The following is a 22,124-nucleotide window of genomic DNA, read 5'->3' on the forward strand; positions in this document are numbered from 1 at the left end:
TCCGTGCAAGAGGCCGCCGCGCGGCCTTCCGCTCCACGCCTTACTTCGTCAAACAATATCGTTCAGGAGACTCAAATGCGCGTTGCTCGCAAGGCACTCGCCGCAGCCGGCATGCTGGCGTTCGGCATCACCGCCCCGATCCATAGCGAGGCCAAGGCCAGGATCTACACGCTGCTACCCAACACCGCCCTGTCGGGCGTAGTCGATCCCTCGCTGCCGGATCGGACTGCGATTCGCAAGGCGTGGCCGAAACAGCCTGCCAATCCAAAGGAGATCAGAATCGGCTGGACAGAGATCACGCTCGGTAATCCATGGTTCGTGGAGCTTATCAAGGGCGCGCGGGCGAGCGCCGCAAAGTACGGCTATTCGATCGACGTGCAGGTCGCCGACGGTGATCTCCAACGCCAATGTGCGCAGATCGACAATTTCGTCACGCGCAAGCTGGATGTCATCGTGGTCGATCCGACCGATACACTGGGCGTATCCGCGTGCGTCAATCGCGCCGTCGATGCCGGCATTCCAGTCGTCACCGTCGGCACGACGCCGGACGCAAGCGCCCGCGTCCTTACCACGCTGCTCGGCAATCCGTATGCAAGCGGCTTCGAGGTCGGCCAATATGTGGCGAAAACAGCCGGCAAGGACACGCCGATCGACGCAGCCGTCATCATCGGCGTGCTCGGAAACTCGACGTCGGAAAGCCGAATCAACGGTCTGATCACGGGCATCGTCTATCAGCGCATGCGCGACCAGGCCCCCGGGGCGAGCCGCGATGACGCCATGCTGCGCGGCTTCGAACTGTTCCAGACGCTGAAGAAGACCGGGAAGTTGAGCGCACCGGACATCAAGTTCAATGTGCTCGCGCTTGGCGTTGGCAAGTGGACCGAGGAAGGCAGTCTCGCGGCAACCGAAGACATTTTGTCCGCGCACGGGAGCAAACTGAATTTCATCCTCTCGGAAAATGACTTCATGGGGCTCGGCGCATTACGTGCCGTACGCAACATGGGCAAGCAGGGGAAGATCCGCATTGCCGATGCAGCCGGCGGCTATCGCGGCGAACTCGATCAGATCAAGAAGGGCAACATCCTCGTGTCCGGCGAGAATTCCGGCGAGCAGACGGGCGTCGCGGCCATTGAATTCATCCACAACGCATTCACGCGGCGCGTCGATGCCAACAACCTGCCGCTAGGTTCCGGCTTCCCGCCCGCAATCATCACGCAAGGCAACGTTGATCAGAAGATCGACCCGAACCCGGCCAACCTGTTCTACAAGTACACGATCCCGCCCGTCCGGTCGATTCCGGAAATCCGCGGGCAAGGCAAGAGCGACTGAGTCGTTTCAACTGCCCCTTTCCAATGCAACGGCGCGCATACACTCATTGTTTCCGCCGCGCCGCGTTAAAGGAGTTTCACTTCATGAGCTTTGACAATGGCACATTTTGCGCCGATCTTTTCGCGGGAAAACACGTGGTCGTTTCCGGCGGCACAAGTGGCATCGGGCTGGCCATCGCGCGCACGTTTCACCGACTCGGCGCGCATACCACCGCCACGGGATCGTCGATGAAGAAGCTCGACGCGCTTCGCGACGACGCATCCCTGTCGGGGCTGCGTTTCGCCGCGCTGAACGTGCGCGACCAACGAGAAATAAATGCATTCTTCGGCAGCCTCGCGCGCGTCGATGTGCTGATCAATGCGGCCGGCGTGGCTCGTCCGCGCGACGAATACACGGACGACGTCTTCACCGATGTGCTCGATGTCAACCTGCGTAGCGTGATGCGCGTTTCGCAAGCCGCGCGCCCGCTGCTCGAACAGTACCGGGGCTCGATCGTCAACATTGCCTCGATGCTGAGCTACCTCGCCGACGCCGACGTACCGGCCTACTGCGCAAGCAAAACCGGAGTCGTCGGCCTGACTCGCTCGCTGGCACACGAATATGGGCGCAGCGGCGTGCGCGTCAACGCCATCGCGCCGGGTTATCACCGAACCGAGATGACCCGGATATTCTGGGAGTCGGAAGCGTTGTCGAACAAGATCGTGGCGCGGTCTGCGCTCGGACGCTGGGGCGAGGCAGACGACCTGGCGGGTGCCGCGGTGTTTCTTGCCTCCCCTGCGGCCGCATTCGTGACTGGCGTGACGCTGCCCGTCGATGGTGGTTATGTATCAGGCTTTTAAGCCGATTTGGGACCCGGTTCGAAGTCGATTTGATGAAATGGCCGCGGGTGCCGGCCATTTCATCTTTCAATCGGACCTCGATCGGACGGCGTTCAGACGATGCCGCCGAAGCACAAGTACTTTATTTCTAGATAGTCGTCGAGACCATGGCGGGATCCTTCCCTGCCGAGGCCGCTTTCCTTCACGCCGCCAAACGGCGCGACTTCCGTCGATACGATCCCGTCGTTGATGCCGACCATGCCGTATTCGAGCGCCTCCGCGACCCGCCAGACGCGCGCGATATCGCGCCCGTAGAAATACGAAGCCAGGCCAAACGGTGTATCGTTCGCCAGTGCGACAGCTTCGGATTCCGTGTTGAACCGGAAAACCGGCGCAACGGGTCCGAACGTCTCTTCGTCGAAGATTCGCATGTCTCGTGTCGCATCGGCCAGGATAGTCGGTTCGAAGAAGTTTCCGCCGAGTGCTGCGCGCTGGCCGCCCGTCACGATGCGCGCGCCCTTCGCGAGCGCATCCTGCACATGCTCTTCGACTTTCGAAACGGCGCTGCCGTCAATCAGCGGGCCGATTGTGACGCGTTCATCAAGACCGTTTCCAACCACGAGCTCGGCGACTGCCTTCTCGAGTCGCGTGACGAAGTGATCGTAGATTCCATCCTGCACGAGCAGGCGGTTCGCACATACGCAGGTCTGCCCGGCGTTGCGATATTTTGACGCGATCGCGCCGCGCACGGCAGCGTCGACATCGGCATCGTCGAATACGATGAACGGTGCGTTGCCGCCCAGTTCCATTGACGTCTTCTTGACCGTCGCCGCACATTGGGCAAGCAGTTGTTTGCCGATTTCGGTCGAGCCGGTGAATGAAAGCTTGCGCACGGCCGGATTCGACGTGAGCTCGGCGCCAATCTGGCTCGCGTTGCCCGTCACGCACGAAATCACGCCGTCGGGAATGCCTGCACGAACGGCCAGCACACAGAGTGCCAATGCGCTGAACGGAGTTTGACTCGCCGGTTTGAGCACCATCGTACAACCGGCTGCCAACGCTGGCGCAAGCTTGCGCGTGAGCATCGCCGCCGGGAAATTCCATGGCGTGATGGCCGCGCATACTCCGATGGGCTGCTTCAGCACGACGATCCGCTTGTCGGCCGCAGTCGACGGAATCGTGTCGCCGTACGCGCGCTTGCCCTCCTCGGCGAACCACTCGACGAACGACGCGGCATAGTTGATTTCGCCGCGGCTCTCGTTCAGCGGCTTTCCTTGCTCGAGCGTCATGATTTTCGCCAGATCTTCGCGATGCGCGAGCATCAGATCGTGCCACCGTCGCAGCAGCGCCGCGCGCTCCTTCGCGGTTTTGGCCCGCCAGAGCGGCAGGGCCCGGGACGCCGCGTCGATCGCGCGTCGCGTTTCGGCGGCACCCGCCCGAGGTACGCTACCGAGCACTGCGCCAGTCGCAGGGTTGAATACGTCGATCGTAGCCCCGTCGTCTGCCGCAGTCCATTCACCGCCGATCAGGCATACATCTTTCAGAAGGTCCGTATCGCGCAGCTCGGCGCCACGCCAGCTTTCGTCATTCAACATCGCTATTCCCACTTTTGTCAAAACCGGCGCGAAATGGTGGCGCCCGGGTCTCGATATCCGGGACGGATGGACGAACGAGACCCGATGCACCCTTCGCGAACCATTAACATCGACACGCCTGCACCGCCCGCGATATGGATGTTCATTTAGCGGGCGGCCGATCGATCAGGTTGCCTTCGCAAGCGCGGCGCGTGCGACGCGCGCGATGCCAGGACCGTCGAGTTCGTAGTGCGCATACAGATGCGTCGGCGGCGCGATCAGGCTGTACTCGTCGTAGATGCCATGCCGCACGAGCCGCACGCCGAGCCCCTCGTCGGCCAGGACCTCCGCCACTGCCGCACCGAGGCCGCCAATCACGTTGTGCTCCTCCACCGTGACGAGCACGCTCGACTGCCTGGCCGCCGCGATAATGGCGTCGCGGTCGAGCGGCTTGATGGTCGGCATGTCGATCACACCGGCAGAAATGCCTTCCGCTCCGAGCTTGGTCGCGGCCTCGAGCGCACCTGCGACGGGCAAGCCGCAGCCGATGATCGTGACGTCGTGCCCGACCGAGTGAACGATCGCCTTGCCGATCGTGAACTCGACACCGTCTTCGTAGACTTTCGGATCGCGCCCGCGTCCGATGCGGAAGTAGATCGGGTCCGGCCACGTGGCTGACGCGCGAATCGCCGCGGCCAGTTGCGCACCGTCAGCCGGCGAGATGACGGTCAGGTTAGCGATCGCGCGCATCGTCGAGATGTCTTCCGTCGCATGATGCGAGGTACCGTAGAAGCCGAGCGAGATGCCGGTATGGTGACCGACCAGCCGCACCGGTAGCTTGCAGTACGCGACATCCATGCGGATCTGCTCGCAGCACAACAGGCCGAGAAACGATGCGAAAGTCGCGACGAAGGGCATCAGGCCGGTGGTCGCCATGCCGGCGGCCGCGGAAACCATGTTCTGCTCGGAGATGCCGAATTGCACGTAGCGCTCCGGAAACTCGCTGGCAAACTTGTTCAAGCCATTCGAATACTGGAGATCGGCGGAGCCGGCGACGACGGGATGGCCTTCGCGCACGAGGTCGATCAGCGCATCGGACAAATATTCGAGCCCAGGATTGCGCGCGTTGAGCGCCCGGTATTGCCACGAATCGGGATTTTGCGGAGTAGACATGCTTAGATCACCTTGCTCTTGATTTCTTCGATCGCACGTTGCGCGTCGTCGGGTGCCAGATAGCCGAGATGCCAGCCCGGCTCGGTTTCCATGTACGACACGCCCTTGCCCTTGATCGTCTTCGCAATGATGCAGGCCGGCTTGCTGCGTGCCGTGTCCGCCTTGACCCGACGCAACAACGGCACGAGGGCCGCCAAGTCGTGGCCGTCGACTTCATGCGTCTCCCAGCCGAACGCGCGCCATTTATCTGCGAGTGATTCGATGCCGATGACGTCGTCGACCTTGCCGTCGAGTTGATAACCATTGCGATCGACAATCGCGATGAGGTTCGAAAGGCGGTGGTGCGCCGCGAACAACGCGGCTTCCCATACCTGCCCTTCCTGCATTTCGCCATCACCCAGTAACGTGAAAACCTTGAAGGGACTGCCTGCCAGCTGCGCCGCCTTCGCCATGCCGGCCCCATTCGACAGCGCATGGCCGATCGACCCCGAGCTGAAATCGACACCGGGGACCTTCGTCATGTCCGGGTGGTCGCCAAGCGGGTTGCCGAGCCGCGTGTAGCCATCGAGGGTCTCGCGCTCGATGAACCCGTACTCGGCGAGAATGGGAAAGAGGCCGACGGCAGCGTGTCCCTTGCCCATGGTGAACCTGTCGCGGTCCTTCCAGCGCGGCTCACCGGCTCGCACCGACATGACGTCGTAGTACAACGCCGCAAAGATTTCGGCTGCTGAAAACACCGATGTGTAATGACCCGTCTTCGCGATTTCGATCAGACGGATCGTCTCGAGGCGGACGAATTGGGCCTTTACGCGCAACCGCGCGAGCGTCTCCGTGGAAAGCGCATGATCGCTCTCCTGCAATGCTGTCGACATAGAGTCTCCTGTTGGAACCTGAAAAGAACGAGGCAAGCACGCCATTTTTGCCCGCCGCATTGATGCATGATGCATCATATATTTGTCGAATGCAACGACGAAGCCATCAGCGGGCAAATAGCAGTTGCGGGGCACTCGAATAATGATGCATCATATATCATCAAGAACACGGAGACGCGTATGCTCACCACCCCACCCTCCTCGCCGATCGTCAATGGCGAAACACAGCTCATCGTCCTGATGGCATGGCCTGCCACTCATGTCCGCACGCCGACGCTGTTCAATACGCTCTGCGCCAGCCGGAACGTCAACGCCATCATGGTCCCGTGGGCCGTGCGTCCCGAACATCTCGTGCAGGCATGCGACGGTTTGCGGCACATCGCCAATCTGGCCGGCATCGTCCTCACGATTCCGCACAAGCAGGCTGCGGCCGAACTGTGCAACGAGCTCGAGGGGGACGCATCGCTGCTGAGCGTCGTCAATGTGCTGCGCCGCAACGCTGATGGCAGCTACACGGGACGCATGTACGACGGCTCCGGATTCGTCACCGGCATGCGGCGGGAGGGTATTGCGCTTGCGGGCAAGCGCGTGCTTCTACTGGGTGCCGGCGGGGCGGCAACCGCCCTTGCGCTGGCATTGGCGCGCGAAGGGATTGCGCGGTTGACCATTGCGAACCGGAATCGGGAAAAGGCGAACGATCTGGCCGCACTCGTCGGAAAGGCGGTGCCGGACTGCGCGGTAACCGCAGACAGCGGCGAACCCGACCGCCACGACATCGTGATCAACGCGACGTCACTCGGGCTCAAGCCTGACGACGCCCTGCCGTGCGACACCTCGCGGCTCACGGCGGGCATGGTCGTCGCGGAGGTCGTCATGCAACCTGCCGTCACGCGGTTTCTGATGGAAGCCGAAGCGCGGGGCGCTCGCATTCACCGCGGCGAGCACATGGTTACATCGCAACTTGACCAGTTTGTCCAATTCTTGCTTCCGGCCGCAGGCCGCACGGATTGATGCATCCATGCTGCCGGGCGTGTTGGCAAATACGCCATCCAAGCCGTGCTTCATGGGGCCGAGCCGCCCGGCCATTCTGGAATGCGTATTACATCGGTGGTCATCGGCGCGTCAGTTTGATTGCATCCGGTTTAGACCCCGCATCGATCCATCTTCTCTGTTACTCGAAATCATGACTGCACTCATTTTTGGATCTCCAGGGCGATACATTCAGGGAGATGGCGTCCTCGACGAGATCGGTCAATACATCCGCGATTGCTCGGAGCGTGCATTGGTTCTTTGCGACATTTTCGTGAAAAGGCAGTTCGGCGCGCGCATCGCGGCATCATGTGACGCACACGGAATCGACGTCCTCTGGCTGGCGTTCGACGGTGAACTCACGGATCGCAAAGTGCGCGAACTGGAGCGTGCCACGCAATCGTTCGACTATGGCGTCGTGGTCGCAATCGGTGGTGGCAAGACGCTGGACGCCGGAAAGGCCCTCGTCGACACTGCTGGTTGCGCTTTGATCACGGTGCCTACCGTGGCATCGAACGACTCGCCGACTTCCAAGAACTATGTGCTTTACGACGACAACCATCAACTCGCATCGGTCAGGCACCTGCCGCGCAGCGCCGCGTACGTGCTGGTCGATACCGCGGTGATCGCGAAGGCGCCGACACATTTTCTGCTGGCCGGAATTGGCGATGCGATCAGCAAATACTTCGAGGCAGAGCAGTGCTTGCGCAGTGGCGGAAAAAACATGTTCGGCGCCAGGTCGTCGTACTCCGCGTACATTCTCGCGCGTGAATGCTTCTCGCTGATCCGCTCCGACGCCGAAACGGTGCTGGACGAACTCGCGCACGGCCGCACCGGCCATGGGTTCGACCGACTCGTCGAAGCGGTCATTCTGATGAGTGGCCTGGGCTTCGAGAGCGCGGGGCTCTCGATCGCACATTCAATGACGCGCGGCCTCTCCCGAATCGAAACGGCGGCCGCAGCGCCACACGGGTTGCAGGTCGCATATGCGCTGCTCGTACAGCTACAGCTCGAAGGTCGAGCACCGGACTTCATGCGCGATCTGACCGGCTTGTATGAACGCATCGGCCTGCCTGTCCGGCTGAGCGACCTGGGCCCCGGGGCCGTTACGCGGGACCACTACGAGACCGTCGCCAGATTCACGTTACAGGCGCCTCATTCGGCGAATTTCGAGCGTCCGCTCCGCGTCGAGGACCTCGTCGCGGCGATGGATGCAATCGACCACGCAACCGCCTGAGCCTCGGCATTGCGCGAATCGGGCGCGCATCCAACCCCGCATCAAAAACAACTGGAGACGTCATGACTTACCTTTCCCATCTTTCTACGTCGCGACCCGCGGCGTTACGATCGTCCTCTCATCGGCGATCGCTGATCGCATCTAGTCTAGGCAATTTGCTTGAATGGTTCGACTGGACGATCTATACGGTGGCATCCGTCTATATCGCCGGCGCGCTGTTCGACAACACGGACAAGACATCGTCGCTGCTCGGTACACTGGCCGCGTTCGCCGCGGGCTTCTTCGCTCGCCCGTTGGGCGGCATGGTGTTCGGCGCGATAGCGAACCGGGTCGGGCGCCGTTCGGTACTCTTGAGCACGATGCTGCTCATGGCGTTTGCCAGCCTCCTGATCGCCATCATCCCGTCATACGACGCGATCGGCAGCTGGGCTTCGGCTGCCTTGTTGCTCGCGCGACTCGTGCAGGGCGCGGCACACGGCGGCGAGACGACGGCGTCCTATGCGTATGTTGCCGAGATCGCCCCCGCGTCCCAGCGAGGCTTGTGGTCGAGTGCCGTATTCATTTCGGTCGGCGCCGGCTCGTTGATTGCCACGTTTTTTCTCGCGTCGTTGACGGCGTTCCTTTCACCGGATGCCATGCAGGCGTGGGGATGGCGAGTGCCGTTCGCGACGGGCGGCTTCCTCGCGATATTCGCCCTCTGGCTGCGCCGCAACATGGTGGAAAGCATCGACATCGATACATCGGCCAACACACGTCATGCGCCGTGGCCCCGGGCCAAGGTCATCCGCGAAGGCCTCAAGCTGTTCGTGTACGAAGCCGGATCGACGCTGACCTACTATACGTGGGTAACGTCCGCCGCCATCTATGCAATCACGGTCAAGCACATGGATCCGCACCGTGCGTTCACCATGAGCTGCATCGCGCAGGTGATCTATCTGATCGTGCTTCCGCTCATTGGGCGCCTTTCCGATTACACCGGGCGCAAGGTGACCACGCTCATTTCGTTGCTCGGCATCTCGATCACCATCTTTCCGCTATGGAGCCTGATTTCCAGCGAGCCATGGACTTTGCTGGCCACGCAATCAATCGGGCTCGTTCTCGTTGCGTTCATTACCGGCAGCAAGCCTGCCGCCATTTCGGAACAAGTACCGACGCGTTACCGCACTCGTCTGTTCGGCTTCTTCATTTCGCTCGCGGTGGCGCTCTTCGGTGGCACGGCATCCTATCTGAACGCGTGGCTGTATTCGATTCAAAAGGGACAGCTATTCAACGTCTATCTGATCGTGGTGGCAATCATCGCGAGTTGTGCCGTCGTGACCTGGAAGAACAACACCGGGGTAAAGCTCGACGATATCGAATGATGCCGCCGAGTGCCGGCCGATTGAGCCGAGGCGGAGCCATGCCGGGGCCCCGCCTCGGCCGCGTGCGGTCGCTCCGAGCTTACCCGTGAGCCCCTGCGCGGCTTCGACCGTCATCGTGATCCGGTCGTACGGTCCGTCCCCCTTCAGCACGATCCGGAAGATTCCCGACGCCCATTGCGGCAACGATTCGACGGCCACGCGAACCGCGCTCGGGAACACGTTGATGCCGCGCACGTTGAACATGTCGTCGGTGCGGCCGGTGACGCGGAATCGCCATGCCGTGCGGCCGTCCGGCCCGCGATCGACGCCGGTCACGGTGACGACGTCTCGCGTGCGGTAGCGAACGAGCGGCTGGCACTCCTTCTGCAAGTGCGTGCAGACGAGTTCGCCGACGGTCCCCGTCTCGATCGGCAAGCGTTGCAGCGTGGCGGGATCGACGATTTCGGCAAAGACCACGTCGCTCGCGTGATACAGCAAGTCGTTGGTCCAGTCGGTTTGCCCGCCGAGAATGCTCAGCACTTCCGACAAACCGAAGTTGGCGTTACGGATCCGGAAGCCCCACTTCTCTTCCATCGCGCTGCGCAGATCCAGATTGTCGAGCCCGGCCTCGCCGCCGAACAGGTCCAGCGTCAGCTTCAGGTCGCGAGGACGAAGGTCGGTCGATTCGCGCAGGATCTGTTCGATGAGCCCCGGATACGAAGGCGTGCACGAAATCGCGTTGATGCCGAGATTGACGATCGAATCGATCAGCAGACGCGTATTGCCCACGCCGAACGGTACGACCGTCGCGCCGGTCGCCTCCAGAATCGTGTGATCGGTAAAGCCGCCGGTCCACATGCAGTAGTTCAGGCAGTGCACCACGCGATCCGTCGGCCGCAATCCAGCGGCCCACATCGACCGCGCGCCGCCCCGTGCGACCCGGTACGCATCGGCCGCGCTGTTCGCAAGAATCAGCGGGCGTCCGGTCGTCCCGGAGGTGCGATGCAGCCGGGACACGCCCGCCTCGCCGCACGCCACGTAATCGCCGAATGGAGAGGCCGCCTCCTGGCTGATCCGGAGTTCGTCCTTCTCGGTAAAAGGCAGCTCCTGTAGCGCATCCAGCGTCACTTCTCGGTCGATCCAGCGCGACAGCTTCCCGCGATAGAACGTCGACATCGAACGGATGTAGTCCCACTGCGACGGCCATAGCGCGTCTTGATGCCGGTGCACCTGCCCGGGAGGCAGGGTTTCGAATGCTTCGTCGAAAAGCGCGTTGCCTGCGTTGACTGACGACTCCACTTTCATGTTCCCGTTTCCTTTAGCATGACGAACCCATATCGCCGACACGGCCGCGACGGCTTGCGCACTGAAACGCGAGTGCGGAACGCTCCACGATCGAGCGCGCGTGACTCGCGCTCGCCACCGAACTGGCCGCATCGGTCGCCACGACATCGAACCAGTACCGTTCGCCATCGAACGCCCGGAACGTCGCGGTGACGACAACCGGGACATCCAATGGCGTCGACGCCAGATGCGTGACATGCGTCATGCGGCCGATCGACCATTCGTCGCGCCGCATTCGCTGGCACATCGCGTCGACGCAAGCGGCTTCCATGAGGCCCATCAATGCGGACATCGACAGCACGTCGGGACCGCATGCCGCTGCGTCGCTGGAGCGACGCTCGCCCGGCTCGGGTATCCCGATCACTTTCGGGATCGACGTACGTACCGCTGGCATCGGGCGCCTCCTCCGGTTCGTTACGCTCCAGTACTGCAAAGCCCGTGCCAATATCGAATCGACCGGGAAGCGTTGTCTGGTGGGCGGGTGCGGTCGACGCGACCATCCGCCGTATTCGATCTGAACGGAAAGAATCTTTACGATCGGAAGGAAAATCGACAGTGACCGACGAGCAGGCCAGACGCGATCCGGCCAGAAAACGCGGCCTTCAGAAGGCAGGGCTGCGCCAGTGCCGCGCGCGGGTTCGATGTGGTCTGCGCGAGCCGACGTTGCAGCGCGTGCTGCTGGTCGAAACGACAGCAAAGGCTTGCTCGCTCGCCTCAAGCTCGTGCGCGGCTTCGACCAACGCCATCTCGGTATCACGCGGCAACGCGCGGCGGCATCCCGCAGGACCATCTGATACGCTGCCGCGAGTATCTTGTTCGGTAGGTCGTCGAGCACATAATGCGCGTCCGTCGCGCCGTTTTCAGCGCATGGAATCAAGCCAATCGGCCTGAATTTGAACCAACCGGCCTTCTCGAAAGCCGGGTTGGTTCATACGACGTCAATTAGTAGCGCCGGAAAGATTGGATTGTCTCAATACCAGCCGGTATCTCGACGCTCGCAGTCTGCGAACGCATTAAATTCGACAAGCGATGGCGCTCCGTGTCGAAGACATCGATATCATTGCCGTCCGCCCGATCGCTGCCAGCCTCGATCGTGCTGCTAAGCGACCTCAATTTTTCGTAACGCTTGTGGTTCTTCTGCTTTGCGTAAAAGCTTTTCCCGGTATGGAGTTGAACCTCGAAATCCTTGCCGTCAGCGGTCCGCAGCCCGACGTTAATTCCGCGATATGTACCGTCATCTTCCACGAAAGCATTGCGAACCCGCATCACCTCAAAGCCGTTCTTAGGGAAGTCCTCGAGTAGTCGCTTTGCGGACGCAGTAAACGACTCGGGTTTCAGTTTCACCGTATAGCGAAGCGCGTCGCGCACGTGCTGGGCCGCTTCGTCCAAAGTCAGGCCCCGCTCGCGTCTAATCACGTCGATTTTGCGCGCGATGGATGCCTCCTTCTTCAGCAATGACGCACGCCATTTTTCCCCCTCGGCCCATTCGCCGCCGACGCCTTTTATCAATTTCTCGACAGTCGGTGTGCACACCTTCTCCAGTTGCAAGGCCGAGCTCGCCAACGCCACAGCTCTCTGATTCGCCGGCCCCCACGCAACCATTCCACTCAAACGCGGCGCCTTCGGCTTGATATCCTTTGGACGGGCCACCTCTCGAGTCCAGTCATCGATCTCGAGCCATCCTTCCGGCTTTGGCATCGCCTTCGTCTTCTCAAGGGTACCCGCGAGCAACTTCGCTCGGTCCTCGTGCCGGCCTTCCAGCTCAAGCGCATGTGATAACTTGTACTGGTCGTGGTTGGCCTCCTTGAGCTGAAAGCTTTCAGCGGTATGGAATTGAATCTCGACGAGTCGGCGTTCTTCATTACCTTGATCGTTTGGCACGTTCAGTTCGCAGGTGACCGACACTGCGTTGAATGCCTCCGACGGCTTTCTGAAATGGTTGACCACCTTCACGCGCTCCATTCCGCTCTTCGCCAGCTCAGCGATCGCCAGGTCATACGATTTGGCAAACGTAGCCGAATCCAGCACCACGGAATATCGCACGGCGTCGTTCACGCCGGCACTCGCGTCAGCGAGCGATAGCTTGCGCACTCCGATGAAGCGCCTCAACTTCTCCTGCAGCGAACCTACGGATTTGAGCCGATGGTCCATATTCTTCAAACTGCCGCCCTCGATCTTGCCCACGACATTGGTCACTAAAGGCGTCGCGACTTTCTCGACATGCGCGGCGGTCGCTCGGATGCGCTTTGCTTCCGCCTCGATCTCCGCCTGTGACGCAGTTTGCGCGATGCGCTCACGCGGAGTGAGCGATCGCGCCAACAGACCGAAGCGCTGCTGCTGCTCGATCGAGGTTTCCATGACGGCTGCAGCCATGGAAGGCATCTTACGCAATTGTTCCAACGCGCTATCGGCATCGAAGCGGTCATCTCGCAACAGGCGCGCTGTCTCTTTTCCGTAGGGAACCGTCCTGACACGTTCGTCGTATTGCTTCTCGACACGTTCGAACAACGCCATGACCGACATGAAGGTCTCCGTCCCGGTGTTCGATTTGAGCGCATCAGTACCCACTTTGACTGCCAGCGTCAGCAGATTGCGCGCCGTAAGTTCGACTTCTCCTTTCACATAGCCAGGTTGCCCTTGCGGGAATTTCGATGCCGGCAGGCGACACACGGGATAGTGATCGAGGATTGCGGCGATTCGATCGACGGGCGCTTGGGCCTTGCCGTAGCTCTCCGCCAATTCCGGAAACCGCTTTTGAAGTTCAGCACCGGTCGAAACGGCTGGCGTTGCCTTCTCACCGTCCAGCGTCCGCCGCCAATCGGCGATGGCCCCGTGCAATAGTTCAGCGACCTCCTTGGCGACAGGATGATGAGCCGCCTCGACGGCCTGCTGCGCCGCCTCGAACTGCTCGTCGAGCATCGCGCGATTCGGGCTGCTGTCCGAAATCAGATCCTGCAACGTATTGCGAAGATCGCGATCGACACCGTCATAGGTACCGAACATCCAGTCCTCCGCCATTTTGTGACGCAATGCCTCAGGTTGCGCCATAAAGCGGACGGCCGCCATGCTGGCCTTGCCTACGAGCGCATCTCCCTGTTGGGCGTCGATGATGTTTCGCGCACGCCCCGCGTGGTAGTGACGATCCGAATCAAAGGCCGTCTGTGCCGTCTTCGGCGGCTTAAACGAGCGATGTACGCCCTTGCGACTTGCGCGATCCGTTACAACTTTCGCGATGTGTTCGGTGAGTTTGGGATAACCGGCAAATACATATGCGTCATCTCCATCGGTGTCCATGTCCCGCTTGCGCAACTCTCTGATCGGCACCGCGCCTAGTTCGCCAGGCAACAGCAGATCCTTCACACGAAGGCTGCCCGTTGTCGTCATCGACGTGGGCGATTGCGCGCGGTTTCGAGATTCCGTCCAAGTAGACAGCGTCTTCATGTCTTCCGTGGAACATGCTAGATCAAGGTGCTGGTACGCCTCTGGCCAGGATCCTTTCGGCGGAATAATCAGCATCCCTTTGCTATGGAGAATGTCTGCATCCGACTGCTTGGCGTCATCGAAGCCCGCATAACTATATTGGATCGCAAAGCAGTCGTTACTCAGGAACTTCGCCGTGACATCGCCAGACCCTATCGTCTTCACACGGTCTTCCTCAATAGGCAACAAGTTTTCCTTGTCGTACGGCGGCTTCCCCAGCAGGACGGCACCGCCCTTTTTGTCGAACGTCTCGCCCTTTTGCCTGGGTAGGTGGAGGTTGTCGTCGGCAGACGGCACCGCCCGGATCTTGCGCCCTTCGTAGCCGCCGTTGACGAGCAATCGATACTGCTCGAGCTTTGTGACGTTGTCCGGATCCAGAGGACCAGGCCGGCGCGCGTCGAGCCCCGGTGCCTTGCCGACAACCGTCGTTGCCTTGACCAGTTCATTCAGCTTTTCCTCGATAAGATCGCTCGCCTCCTTGACCGCTGCTTCGTCGCGAGGGAAGTGCTGTAGCGCCTGGGGAGCCATGTAACTGGGCTCTTGCTTGAACGACTCGATTAGCTTGCGCTGTGCTTGGTCGGCGTGGCCATCTCGACAAGCGGGCCACGCATTGATGAGCTCAGCCACGACCGGAATCTGCATGGCGGCCTCGTAGCGCAAGAACCCGCAACCGTCGTTCGGACATAGCTTTATTTCCTTGCCGGAGGCGGGATCCACCGGCTTGAACGGATGTTCCGGTCCGGGCACGTCCGGGAACCAGCCAATCCTCACCGTCCCTTCCACGGCGTGGTCGGCGGGCACGATCTCGAGTAGGGAGCGCTGAATTCGCGACCAATCCTCTCGCTGCGGCCCCAGCTTTGAGACCAGCTTCATAAATGGGCTCGTCGGCGCGCTGTCCGAGTACCGAATCGCCGGAAGCCGGCCGTATCCACGCTTTGAACCCGCCAGGATGGCTTGCGGACGCATACTCGGCACCTTCAAATGGCTGCCGCCGAACATATCGAAGCGCCACTGCTCGCCGTTGTGGTTGATCGTGCGCGCCAGCATGAAGGGGCTCAAGGGACCAGGTAGCTTGACTTCTGTCACAGGCTGGCCCGTCAAGCGTGAATAGAAGGAATACTGGGGTCCACCTTCGGACTCTTCGCTCCGCAACGTCTTGCCGGTCATATCAATGAGCGTGTAGTGCGGCGATCCTTCTCCTGGCCGAACCGGACGCAGCGTGCCTGGCTTCGTCTTCATGCTCGCCTGCAGCTTATCGAGGTCGAGCGGAATGGGTTTGCTCTTTGCCGTCAACAAAGCTTCATCTCTGCGCATACGAACATCCAGCGCATTGAGAATGTCGTCGCCGACTTCGATCTGCGCAATGAGATTCCAACTCATCTCCTGCAGATCGGTGGTGACCGTGTCGCGCGTGCGCTCGAGCAGGCTTTCGACCCAACCTTTTAGCTCCGCACGCTGCTGTGCCACCTCGGTACGTGGCGCGTCTACCCAGCGCGTTTTCCACAAGCTTTGCGTGATCGCAAACGACTTCAGGATGTGCACGAAAGTCAGGGCGGGGCGACGCGTATCGAACTGTTCTGCCGGCTCGCCAGTAGCAGACTGATCCTCTCGACTATTTCCGGGTGTGGAATCTGCCTGATCCAACAACAATTGAATCTTACGATCCGCAATCGGCTTTAGCCGATCCATCAGCTTTAGTGCGGCTTTGCGATGACGCACGAGTTCCGGGCTTCGCTGTACCGGCACGAGGCCCATGCACAGTGTTCCCAGCGACTCCAGGTTTTCGCCGCGCAGGGCGTCCGTGTCGATCAACGCATGGACGCGTCCAAGGGCAGTCGGGACGAGCGGCTTCATCGCCTTCTGCATGTTGGCCGAACCTAGCGCCTTGAAGATAACGCCGATATGTTTGGCGGAAGCTGTTCCGAGCAGCTCGCTCTTGTGCGTGTCGAGATGGGCCGCAAGCATGTGCAGACATGTCTGCGAAAGAGCTTGTAGGTCGTCGGCACTATCGTCCGCCGAATGGAGGCGTGACATCGCATTCGCGAGTTGCGCGAGCGACACCATGTTGAACTCGCTCCATTGCCGCTTGCCCTCGGATAGCGTTTCGGCGATGGCCTGCAAAGCGGTGGTGCATGCCGGCTCACGAGGCCAGCGACTCAACGCGTTGGCGATCGTGGCAAGCGAACGCGCTTCAAATTTCTCCGGATAGGCAAATTCAGCACGGCGCTCGATGAGCGCCTCGGCAAGCGCCCGTCCACCTGCAACACACTGCTCATCGTCAGGCCATTTACTCAGTGCGACGAGCGTGTTCGACAGTCCCTGATCGTTGAACGTCGCGCAAAGACCATCGTCCTCATGGATCCGCTGACCAAGCGCACCGGCGACCTTTAGGGCGGCCGGCTCGGCGGTCCAATGGGACAAGGCGTTAAGCGTGTTGCTGACGTCCTCGCTGTTCATCGCGTTGAGCTTGGACCTGTCTTGATCAAGTTGCCTTGCCAACTCCCGAGCAGCTTCTGCACTACCTGGAAGATCCGGCATCTTGCTGAGCGCGTTCAGCGTCCCACTCATTTGATGAGCAGAAAAGCCTTTGCGGAACTCTGCATCGCCGACGAGGCGTGCGGCTAATGCGGCAGCAAGTTCTGTACAGGAGTCGTACTGCGGGAATTTGCACAGCGCGACGAGCATGCCTGAAATTTCCTGTGCACCGGCAGTAGCGATTGCCTCCTCGTCACTGCGCAAGCGTTGGGCGATCTCGCGGGCCCCGTCGGGGAATTCCAGGACATGTGCAAGCCGCGCCATTGCAGATAGCGCATTGAGGGAATCCAACGGGTGCTTCACCAGGTCGCCTTCTGCACGCAAGCGACGAATCAGAGTAAGTGCCGCATCGCGGCACTGGTCGTCTTCCGGCCAATAACTGAGCGCATTCGCTGTCAAACTGACGTGGCCCCCAGTGAGGCGACGGGCTAACGGACCTTGATCGTTTTCACTCGGCACGAGAACGCCCGCCAGTGCGCGAGCCGCCCGCATACATCCGGGGTGCTTCGCCCACGTCCGCAATGCATTGAGCGTTTGAACCGCCTCCTGCTGGTTGAAAGAGCGGACGACGCTCGGATCGGTCGCGATGCGCGGAATGAGCGTGAGCGCGGCTTCCTTGCAATAGGGCAAATCCGGCCATTTCGACAGCGCGCCTAATACGTTGCTGATCTCCTGTTCATTGAAGCCGACCTGAAGGTCGCGTTCAGAAACGATACGCTCAGCAAGCGTGCTCGCGACCGCCTTGCAGACAGCCTGCTCCGGCCATTTCGATAGGGCGGTCAACGCATTCGCAAGGGACTGCTCTTGCAGCTTTTCCCGCAATGCCGGCTCGTTTTTGAGGCGATCAGTAAGCGCTTGCGCGACTTCGATACAGGGGCGCGCCGAAGGCCATTTGCTGACGATATTGAGTACGCTGGCGACTTCCTGTGCGCTCAGCTGACTGCGCAGCGCGGACTCGTTTTGCAGACGCTCGACAAGAAGCCGTAACCCCGTTTGCGATGGGTCTTTGAGTCCGTCTCGCGCCAGCGACGCGAGCGCGTTGCTAACACCCTGCGGCGACAGATCGGCAAGGATCGTACTGCTGTTGTTCAAGCGTGCGGCGACATTTTCGGTTGCCGCCGCGCACAAAGAATCTCCCGGCCACTTGGCAAGCGCGCCGAGCACGTTGCTTACGCCTTGCGCGTCCAGCGTCGTCGCCAACGTCGGCGTGCTCGCGAGACGCTGAGCAAGATTCGCTGCCGCTTGCGCACATTGGGAGACGTCAGCACTTTGCGAAAATGCATTGAGTGCCATACTGAGGCCCTGTCCTTCCAGTCTGGCGAGGCAGTCCCCGTCTTCCAGCAGAACATTTGCGACATGGGATAGCGCCGCATTACGCGGTTCGCTCGGGAGCTTCGAAAACGCGTTGAGCAGAAGTGCCGTCACCTTTAGATCCCTAAAGTCCGCGTCTCCCCCACGTCCCATCACCTCGCGAGCGATTTTCTCGATTGCACCCAGAGCTGCGGGAAGACGTTCGAACTTGCTCAGCCGGTTCGACAAGTGGGCCAGGTGATAGACGGACCCACCATTCAACCACTCCGCCTTGACCAAGTAGTGCGCCACATCCTCTATGCGCTGCTCGACCTGCGGGTCTTGCAGAGGCTCGTGCCGGCCGTCCCCCGAGCGCAGCGTGCATTTGTCGAGCGCGTCCACATACCGGCCAAGCAAAAACAGCGACACATCTGTCTTGCCCTCCGGATCCAGAAAGGCGAGCGCCCTCGGATGCCCCTTTTTCCCTGCAAGCACGTTGGCGGTCGCAAGGTCCAGCACGTCCGCGCGTGAATATCTGGCGGTATGTTGCAAATAGAGCTGTTGCCGCTTGCGCTGTTCGAGCAGGACCTTCGCATCGAGGCCACCAACAGGACGGTAGGCGATTGCCTCCCGAGATGGCCCTTTCCTCGCAAAGTCGTAATCAACCGTGCGAACTCCCCGCTGCGACCCGGCGAGGCGCTGAGGCCGCGCTGGCACCGGTTGGGTAGCATGTTCACCAAGCGTACCTGTTCCGGTCCCTGAGAATACAGAGGGCCTGCGGGGCGTACGGGAAAGGTTTATGAAATTGCCCGACTGCCGAATGGAGCCGGAACCTATGGACGCCGTGTTCTCGGATCGGGTATTTGCTCGCGACTGGAAATTCCCCGGCATCCCTGCTGGCCGAAACACGGCTCGCGGTTGCGAAGCAACCGAAGACGATGGCGACAAATTTTCCGGCGTTGTATCTGCTTCCCTCGAAATGCTGGGGGAGTTCGAAACCTTTGGTCTCATGGCATTGGCCTCCGTAGGCATCGCGGTCTAAAGACGCTACAGTAATGAGGTCGTGCGCATCGTCAGGTACTGGCGCGAAGAAATGTGCCACCAGGCGCAACGAAGCCGCCGCATCTTGTGTCATGCAGCACGTCTCCCGGAAAGCGAAAACCGGGTCGCGTGGCTCGCGCTGCGGGAGGCGGCTCGCAGTGCGTATGTTGTGGCGTCCAACTCGTCACTGTCATGCCGGGGCACTTCGCCGCTTGCCTATCCAGCGGATCTGTAATCCGCTCGGTTCCTGAGAGACGGTTTCATCAAGACGGCTCGACGCGCCGGAGGGTATTCCAGCAGATCAGGCAGCGACCGAGTTTGAGGAACGCGCCGTGAACGTCCGTACGTCGCTCGAAACGAATACGGAGGCGACGGAAGCGATGCAGCCAAGCATGCGTGCGTTCAACGACCCAGCGCTATTTGCCAGGGCAACTGCCATGTCCGGTACTGCGCATGGCGATCACCGGTTCGATACCCTGCTCGCACTGGGTGGATTTCCGGCCTAGGTCTTTTTGCACATTGCCTCCCTTCATCCAAGTGCGACCTTTTTCGTATGCCGACACCAGGATGGGGTTTTCACCCGCCTGCCCGTCGACCAAAAAGTGACCCCAATAACATCACGGGATTGCATTTTCACACTTCATGTGATTTTATTATCATATTTCGTGAACCGCCGACCACGCGCGCGGTCGCCCCCCTATACCAAGGAAGAGACAACAGATGGAGACAATCGCCGTCATCGGCAGCAACATGGTCGACCTCGTGACCTATGTCTCGCGCATGCCCGTTCGGGGCGAAACGCTCGAGGCGCCGAACTTCGAACTCGGCTGCGGCGGCAAGGGCGCGAACCAGGCCGTCGCGGCCGCGCGGCTCGGTGCGCGCGTCGTGATGGTCACGAAGGTCGGCGACGACGTGTTCGCCGACAACACGATCCGCAACTTCGAGCGCGAAGGCATCGACACCACGCACGTGCGCAAGGTCGCCGGCGTGTCGAGCGGCGTCGCGCCGATCTTCGTCGAGCCCGATTCGAGCAACAGCATACTGATCGTCAAGGGCGCGAACCGCCACCTGCGGCCGGCCGACATCGACGCGGCCGCGCCGATGCTCGCCGAATGCGCGCTGATCGTGCTTCAGCTCGAAATCGAGCTCGACACCGTCTATTACGCAATCGAATTCGGCGCGCGGCACGGCATTCCGGTGTTGCTGAACCCCGCGCCCGCCGTGGCCGACCTCGATTTCGAACGCATCCGTTCCGTCGAATTCTTCGTGCCGAACGAAACCGAGCTCGCGATCGTGTCGGGCATGCCGGTCGATTCGCGCGAGCGTGCCACCCGTGCCGCCGAAGCGCTGGTCGCGCGCGGGCTCAAGCACGTGCTCGTCACGCTCGGCAGCAACGGCTCGCTGCTGGTGTCGCGCGACGGCGCGCGGCACGTGCCGGGTGTCCCGGTCGACGCGCGCGACACGACGGGCGCCGGCGACGCGTATATCGGCTGCTTCGCGCGCTGCTATGCCGCGTCGCGCGACGCGCTCGACGCGATGCGCCACGCGTCCGCGTACGCCGCGCATTCGGTCACGGGCCTCGGCACGCAGAAGTCGTACGCCGACGCCGCGACGTTCGAACGCTTCCTCCGCGACGCCGGCCTCTGACCGGCGCCTTCATCGACGAGACATTGGGAAGGAGACACCCATGAGCCGAGCCCGGATCGAACACGCCCCCGACGGCTATTACCTGAACCGCACGCCGCTTTTCGCGTTCACGCTGCTGTGCTGCCTGTTCGCGCTGTGGGGCACCGCCGCGAACCTGAACGACGTGCTGATCGCGCAGTTCAAGAAATCGTTCTTCCTGTCCGATTTCGAATCGGCGTTCGTGCAGTCCGCGTTCTATCTCGGCTACTTCTTCCTCGCGATTCCGGCCGCGACCGTCGTGAAGAAGTTCAGCTACAAGACGACGATCCTCGTCGGCCTGCTGCTCTACACGACCGGCTGCCTGCTGTTCTTCCCTGCCGCATCGATGGCGAAGTACGGGATGTTCCTCGTCGCGCTGTTCGTGATCGCCGCGGGCCTGTCGTTTCTCGAAACGGCATCGAATTCGTATTCGACGCTGATGGGCCCGCGCGACACCAGCACGCGGCGCCTGAACATCTCGCAGACGTTCTATCCGTTCGGCGCGATGGCCGGCGTCTACATGGGCAGCTTCCTGATCTTCAAGGAAGGGGACGCGTCGCATGCGCAACTCGCGGCGATGTCGGCCGCCGACGCGCACAGGCACCAGCTCGCGATGATCCAGGCCACGCTCGAACCGTACAAGTGGCTGATCGTCGTGCTCGTCGCCGTGTTCATCGTGTTCGCGCTCACGCCGTACCCGGCGTGCAAGGGCCACGGCGCGGGTGCGGTCACGCACCGGATCGACGCGCGCGGCACGCTCGCGCGCCTGTTCGGCAACCGGCGCTTCGTCGCGGGCGTGGTCGCGCAATTCCTGTATGTGGGCGCGCAGGTCGGCGTGTGGAGCTTCACGATCCGGCTCGCGATGCAGATCGGCGGCCTCACCGAGCGCGGCGCATCGCGCTACCTGCTCGCGACGTTCTTCGCGTTCTTCGTCGGCAAGCTGGTCGCGACGCTCGTGATGAAACGCGTCGGCCCGGCCAAGGTGCTGATCGTCTACGGCATCCTGTGCATCGCGCTGCTCGCGTACACGATCGGCGTGCACGACATCACCGCCGTGTATGCGGCCGTGTGCGTGAGCATGTTCCTCGGCCCGTGCTGGCCGACGATCTACGGCCTGACGATCGACGGCCTCGGCAAGGACACCGAATACGGCGGCTCGATCCTCGTGATGAGCATCGTCGGCGGCGCGGTCGTGCCGCTGATCCAGGGGCTGATCTCCGATCACACCGGCGGCAACATGCAGCTCGCGTTCGTCGTGCCGCTCGCATGCTTCGTCGTGATCGTCTACTACGGCTTCTACTGCCTGCGCCATCTGCCGGCAGCCACGCCCGACGCGGCGGCCGACGGCCATGCGCCCGCGCGCTACGCCGCGACGCGCAACACGTCGGGAGCGTGAC

At 61.4% G+C, this 22,124-nt stretch carries 14 protein-coding genes and 1 pseudogene; 8 read left to right on the top strand and 7 right to left on the bottom strand.

The window, feature by feature from the left end; all coding sequences use genetic code 11:
- Positions 1 to 75 precede the first annotated feature (75 nt).
- Entirely contained in the window at positions 76 to 1,329 is a 1,254-nt protein-coding gene (locus tag LGN10_RS29200; protein ID WP_059579007.1) for a sugar ABC transporter substrate-binding protein, read from the top strand.
- Positions 1,330 to 1,412: 83 nt separating this feature from the next.
- A complete protein-coding gene (locus LGN10_RS29205) occupies positions 1,413 to 2,168 on the top strand; it encodes an SDR family NAD(P)-dependent oxidoreductase (RefSeq protein WP_059579005.1) in 756 nt (251 codons plus the stop codon).
- 92 nt (positions 2,169 to 2,260) lie between these two features.
- Here the strand turns inward: LGN10_RS29205 and gabD are convergent, their stop codons facing one another.
- The 3 genes from gabD to LGN10_RS29220 form a co-directional block, all read right to left on the bottom strand.
- A complete protein-coding gene (gabD, locus tag LGN10_RS29210) occupies positions 2,261 to 3,742 on the bottom strand; it encodes an NADP-dependent succinate-semialdehyde dehydrogenase (RefSeq protein ID WP_226225853.1) in 1,482 nt (493 codons plus the stop codon).
- Between the two features lie 165 nt (positions 3,743 to 3,907).
- Positions 3,908 to 4,894, bottom strand: coding sequence for a transketolase family protein (locus tag LGN10_RS29215; protein ID WP_226225854.1), 987 nt, complete (start codon positions 4,892 to 4,894; stop codon positions 3,908 to 3,910).
- 2 nt (positions 4,895 to 4,896) lie between these two features.
- Positions 4,897 to 5,766: a transketolase gene (locus LGN10_RS29220; protein ID WP_226225855.1), complete on the bottom strand. Its 870-nt coding sequence runs from the start codon at positions 5,764 to 5,766 to the stop codon at positions 4,897 to 4,899.
- A 180-nt stretch (positions 5,767 to 5,946) separates the two neighbouring features.
- Here LGN10_RS29220 and LGN10_RS29225 point away from each other — a divergent pair, with 180 nt between their 5' ends.
- The 3 genes from LGN10_RS29225 to LGN10_RS29235 all read left to right on the top strand — a co-directional run bounded on the left by LGN10_RS29225 (position 5,947) and on the right by LGN10_RS29235 (position 9,393).
- A complete protein-coding gene (locus LGN10_RS29225; protein WP_059579109.1) occupies positions 5,947 to 6,777 on the top strand; it encodes a shikimate dehydrogenase family protein in 831 nt (276 codons plus the stop codon).
- A 172-nt stretch (positions 6,778 to 6,949) separates the two neighbouring features.
- Positions 6,950 to 8,032: a glycerol dehydrogenase gene (locus LGN10_RS29230; protein ID WP_059578994.1), complete on the top strand. Its 1,083-nt coding sequence runs from the start codon at positions 6,950 to 6,952 to the stop codon at positions 8,030 to 8,032.
- Positions 8,033 to 8,094: 62 nt separating this feature from the next.
- Positions 8,095 to 9,393 (top strand): MFS transporter, encoded by a 1,299-nt coding sequence (locus LGN10_RS29235; protein WP_226225856.1) that lies wholly within the window; start codon positions 8,095 to 8,097, stop codon positions 9,391 to 9,393.
- Here LGN10_RS29235 and LGN10_RS29240 read toward each other — a convergent pair.
- The 3 genes from LGN10_RS29240 to xopAD all read right to left on the bottom strand — a co-directional run bounded on the left by LGN10_RS29240 (position 9,295) and on the right by xopAD (position 18,540).
- Positions 9,295 to 10,548 carry a phenylacetate--CoA ligase family protein gene (locus tag LGN10_RS29240; protein WP_226225857.1) on the bottom strand — a complete coding sequence of 418 codons (1,254 nt, stop codon included), beginning with the start codon at positions 10,546 to 10,548 and terminating at the stop codon, positions 9,295 to 9,297. The genes LGN10_RS29235 and LGN10_RS29240 overlap by 99 nt on opposite strands.
- Positions 10,549 to 10,690: 142 nt before the next feature.
- Positions 10,691 to 11,551 (bottom strand): thioesterase family protein, encoded by an 861-nt coding sequence (locus LGN10_RS29245; protein WP_226225859.1) that lies wholly within the window; start codon positions 11,549 to 11,551, stop codon positions 10,691 to 10,693.
- 107 nt (positions 11,552 to 11,658) lie between these two features.
- Positions 11,659 to 18,540, bottom strand: coding sequence for a XopAD/skwp family type III secretion system effector (gene xopAD, locus LGN10_RS29250; protein ID WP_226225861.1), 6,882 nt, complete (start codon positions 18,538 to 18,540; stop codon positions 11,659 to 11,661).
- Positions 18,541 to 18,820: 280 nt separating this feature from the next.
- On the opposite strand from xopAD, the gene LGN10_RS29255 reads away from it, so the two are divergent.
- The gene (locus LGN10_RS29255) at positions 18,821 to 19,063 is read left to right on the top strand and encodes a hypothetical protein (RefSeq protein ID WP_124864160.1); all 243 of its coding nucleotides are present in this window, start codon (positions 18,821 to 18,823) and stop codon (positions 19,061 to 19,063) included.
- Positions 19,064 to 19,325: 262 nt separating this feature from the next.
- Here the strand turns inward: LGN10_RS29255 and LGN10_RS29260 are convergent.
- Positions 19,326 to 19,544: pseudogene (locus tag LGN10_RS29260) on the bottom strand (transposase); the annotation flags it as partial.
- 238 nt (positions 19,545 to 19,782) lie between these two features.
- Here LGN10_RS29260 and rbsK point away from each other — a divergent pair.
- Both rbsK and fucP read left to right on the top strand, forming a co-directional pair.
- Complete coding sequence (gene rbsK / locus LGN10_RS29265; protein ID WP_060314402.1) at positions 19,783 to 20,709, top strand: ribokinase; 927 nt, start codon at positions 19,783 to 19,785, stop codon at positions 20,707 to 20,709.
- Positions 20,710 to 20,749: 40 nt separating this feature from the next.
- Complete coding sequence (gene fucP / locus LGN10_RS29270; protein WP_226225862.1) at positions 20,750 to 22,123, top strand: L-fucose:H+ symporter permease; 1,374 nt, start codon at positions 20,750 to 20,752, stop codon at positions 22,121 to 22,123.
- The last annotated feature ends 1 nt before the right edge of the window (position 22,124 follow it).

Source organism: Burkholderia sp. AU32262, from assembly GCF_020419985.1.
GTDB classification, from domain to species: Bacteria; Pseudomonadota; Gammaproteobacteria; order Burkholderiales; family Burkholderiaceae; genus Burkholderia; species Burkholderia semiarida.

Excerpts from the sequence above, each read along its gene's own strand:
- LGN10_RS29200 (WP_059579007.1), top strand. The coding sequence starts at position 76 with ATGCGCGTTGCTCGCAAGGCACTCGCCGCAGCCGGCATGCTGGCGTTC.
- LGN10_RS29205 (WP_059579005.1), top strand. The coding sequence starts at position 1,413 with ATGAGCTTTGACAATGGCACATTTTGCGCCGATCTTTTCGCGGGAAAA.
- gabD (WP_226225853.1), bottom strand. The coding sequence starts at position 3,742 with ATGTTGAATGACGAAAGCTGGCGTGGCGCCGAGCTGCGCGATACGGAC.
- LGN10_RS29215 (WP_226225854.1), bottom strand. The coding sequence starts at position 4,894 with ATGTCTACTCCGCAAAATCCCGATTCGTGGCAATACCGGGCGCTCAAC.
- LGN10_RS29220 (WP_226225855.1), bottom strand. The coding sequence starts at position 5,766 with ATGTCGACAGCATTGCAGGAGAGCGATCATGCGCTTTCCACGGAGACG.
- LGN10_RS29225 (WP_059579109.1), top strand. The coding sequence starts at position 5,947 with ATGCTCACCACCCCACCCTCCTCGCCGATCGTCAATGGCGAAACACAG.
- LGN10_RS29230 (WP_059578994.1), top strand. The coding sequence starts at position 6,950 with ATGACTGCACTCATTTTTGGATCTCCAGGGCGATACATTCAGGGAGAT.
- LGN10_RS29235 (WP_226225856.1), top strand. The coding sequence starts at position 8,095 with ATGACTTACCTTTCCCATCTTTCTACGTCGCGACCCGCGGCGTTACGA.
- LGN10_RS29240 (WP_226225857.1), bottom strand. The coding sequence starts at position 10,548 with ATGTCGACGTTCTATCGCGGGAAGCTGTCGCGCTGGATCGACCGAGAA.
- LGN10_RS29255 (WP_124864160.1), top strand. The coding sequence starts at position 18,821 with ATGAAATTGCCCGACTGCCGAATGGAGCCGGAACCTATGGACGCCGTG.
- rbsK (WP_060314402.1), top strand. The coding sequence starts at position 19,783 with ATGGAGACAATCGCCGTCATCGGCAGCAACATGGTCGACCTCGTGACC.
- fucP (WP_226225862.1), top strand. The coding sequence starts at position 20,750 with ATGAGCCGAGCCCGGATCGAACACGCCCCCGACGGCTATTACCTGAAC.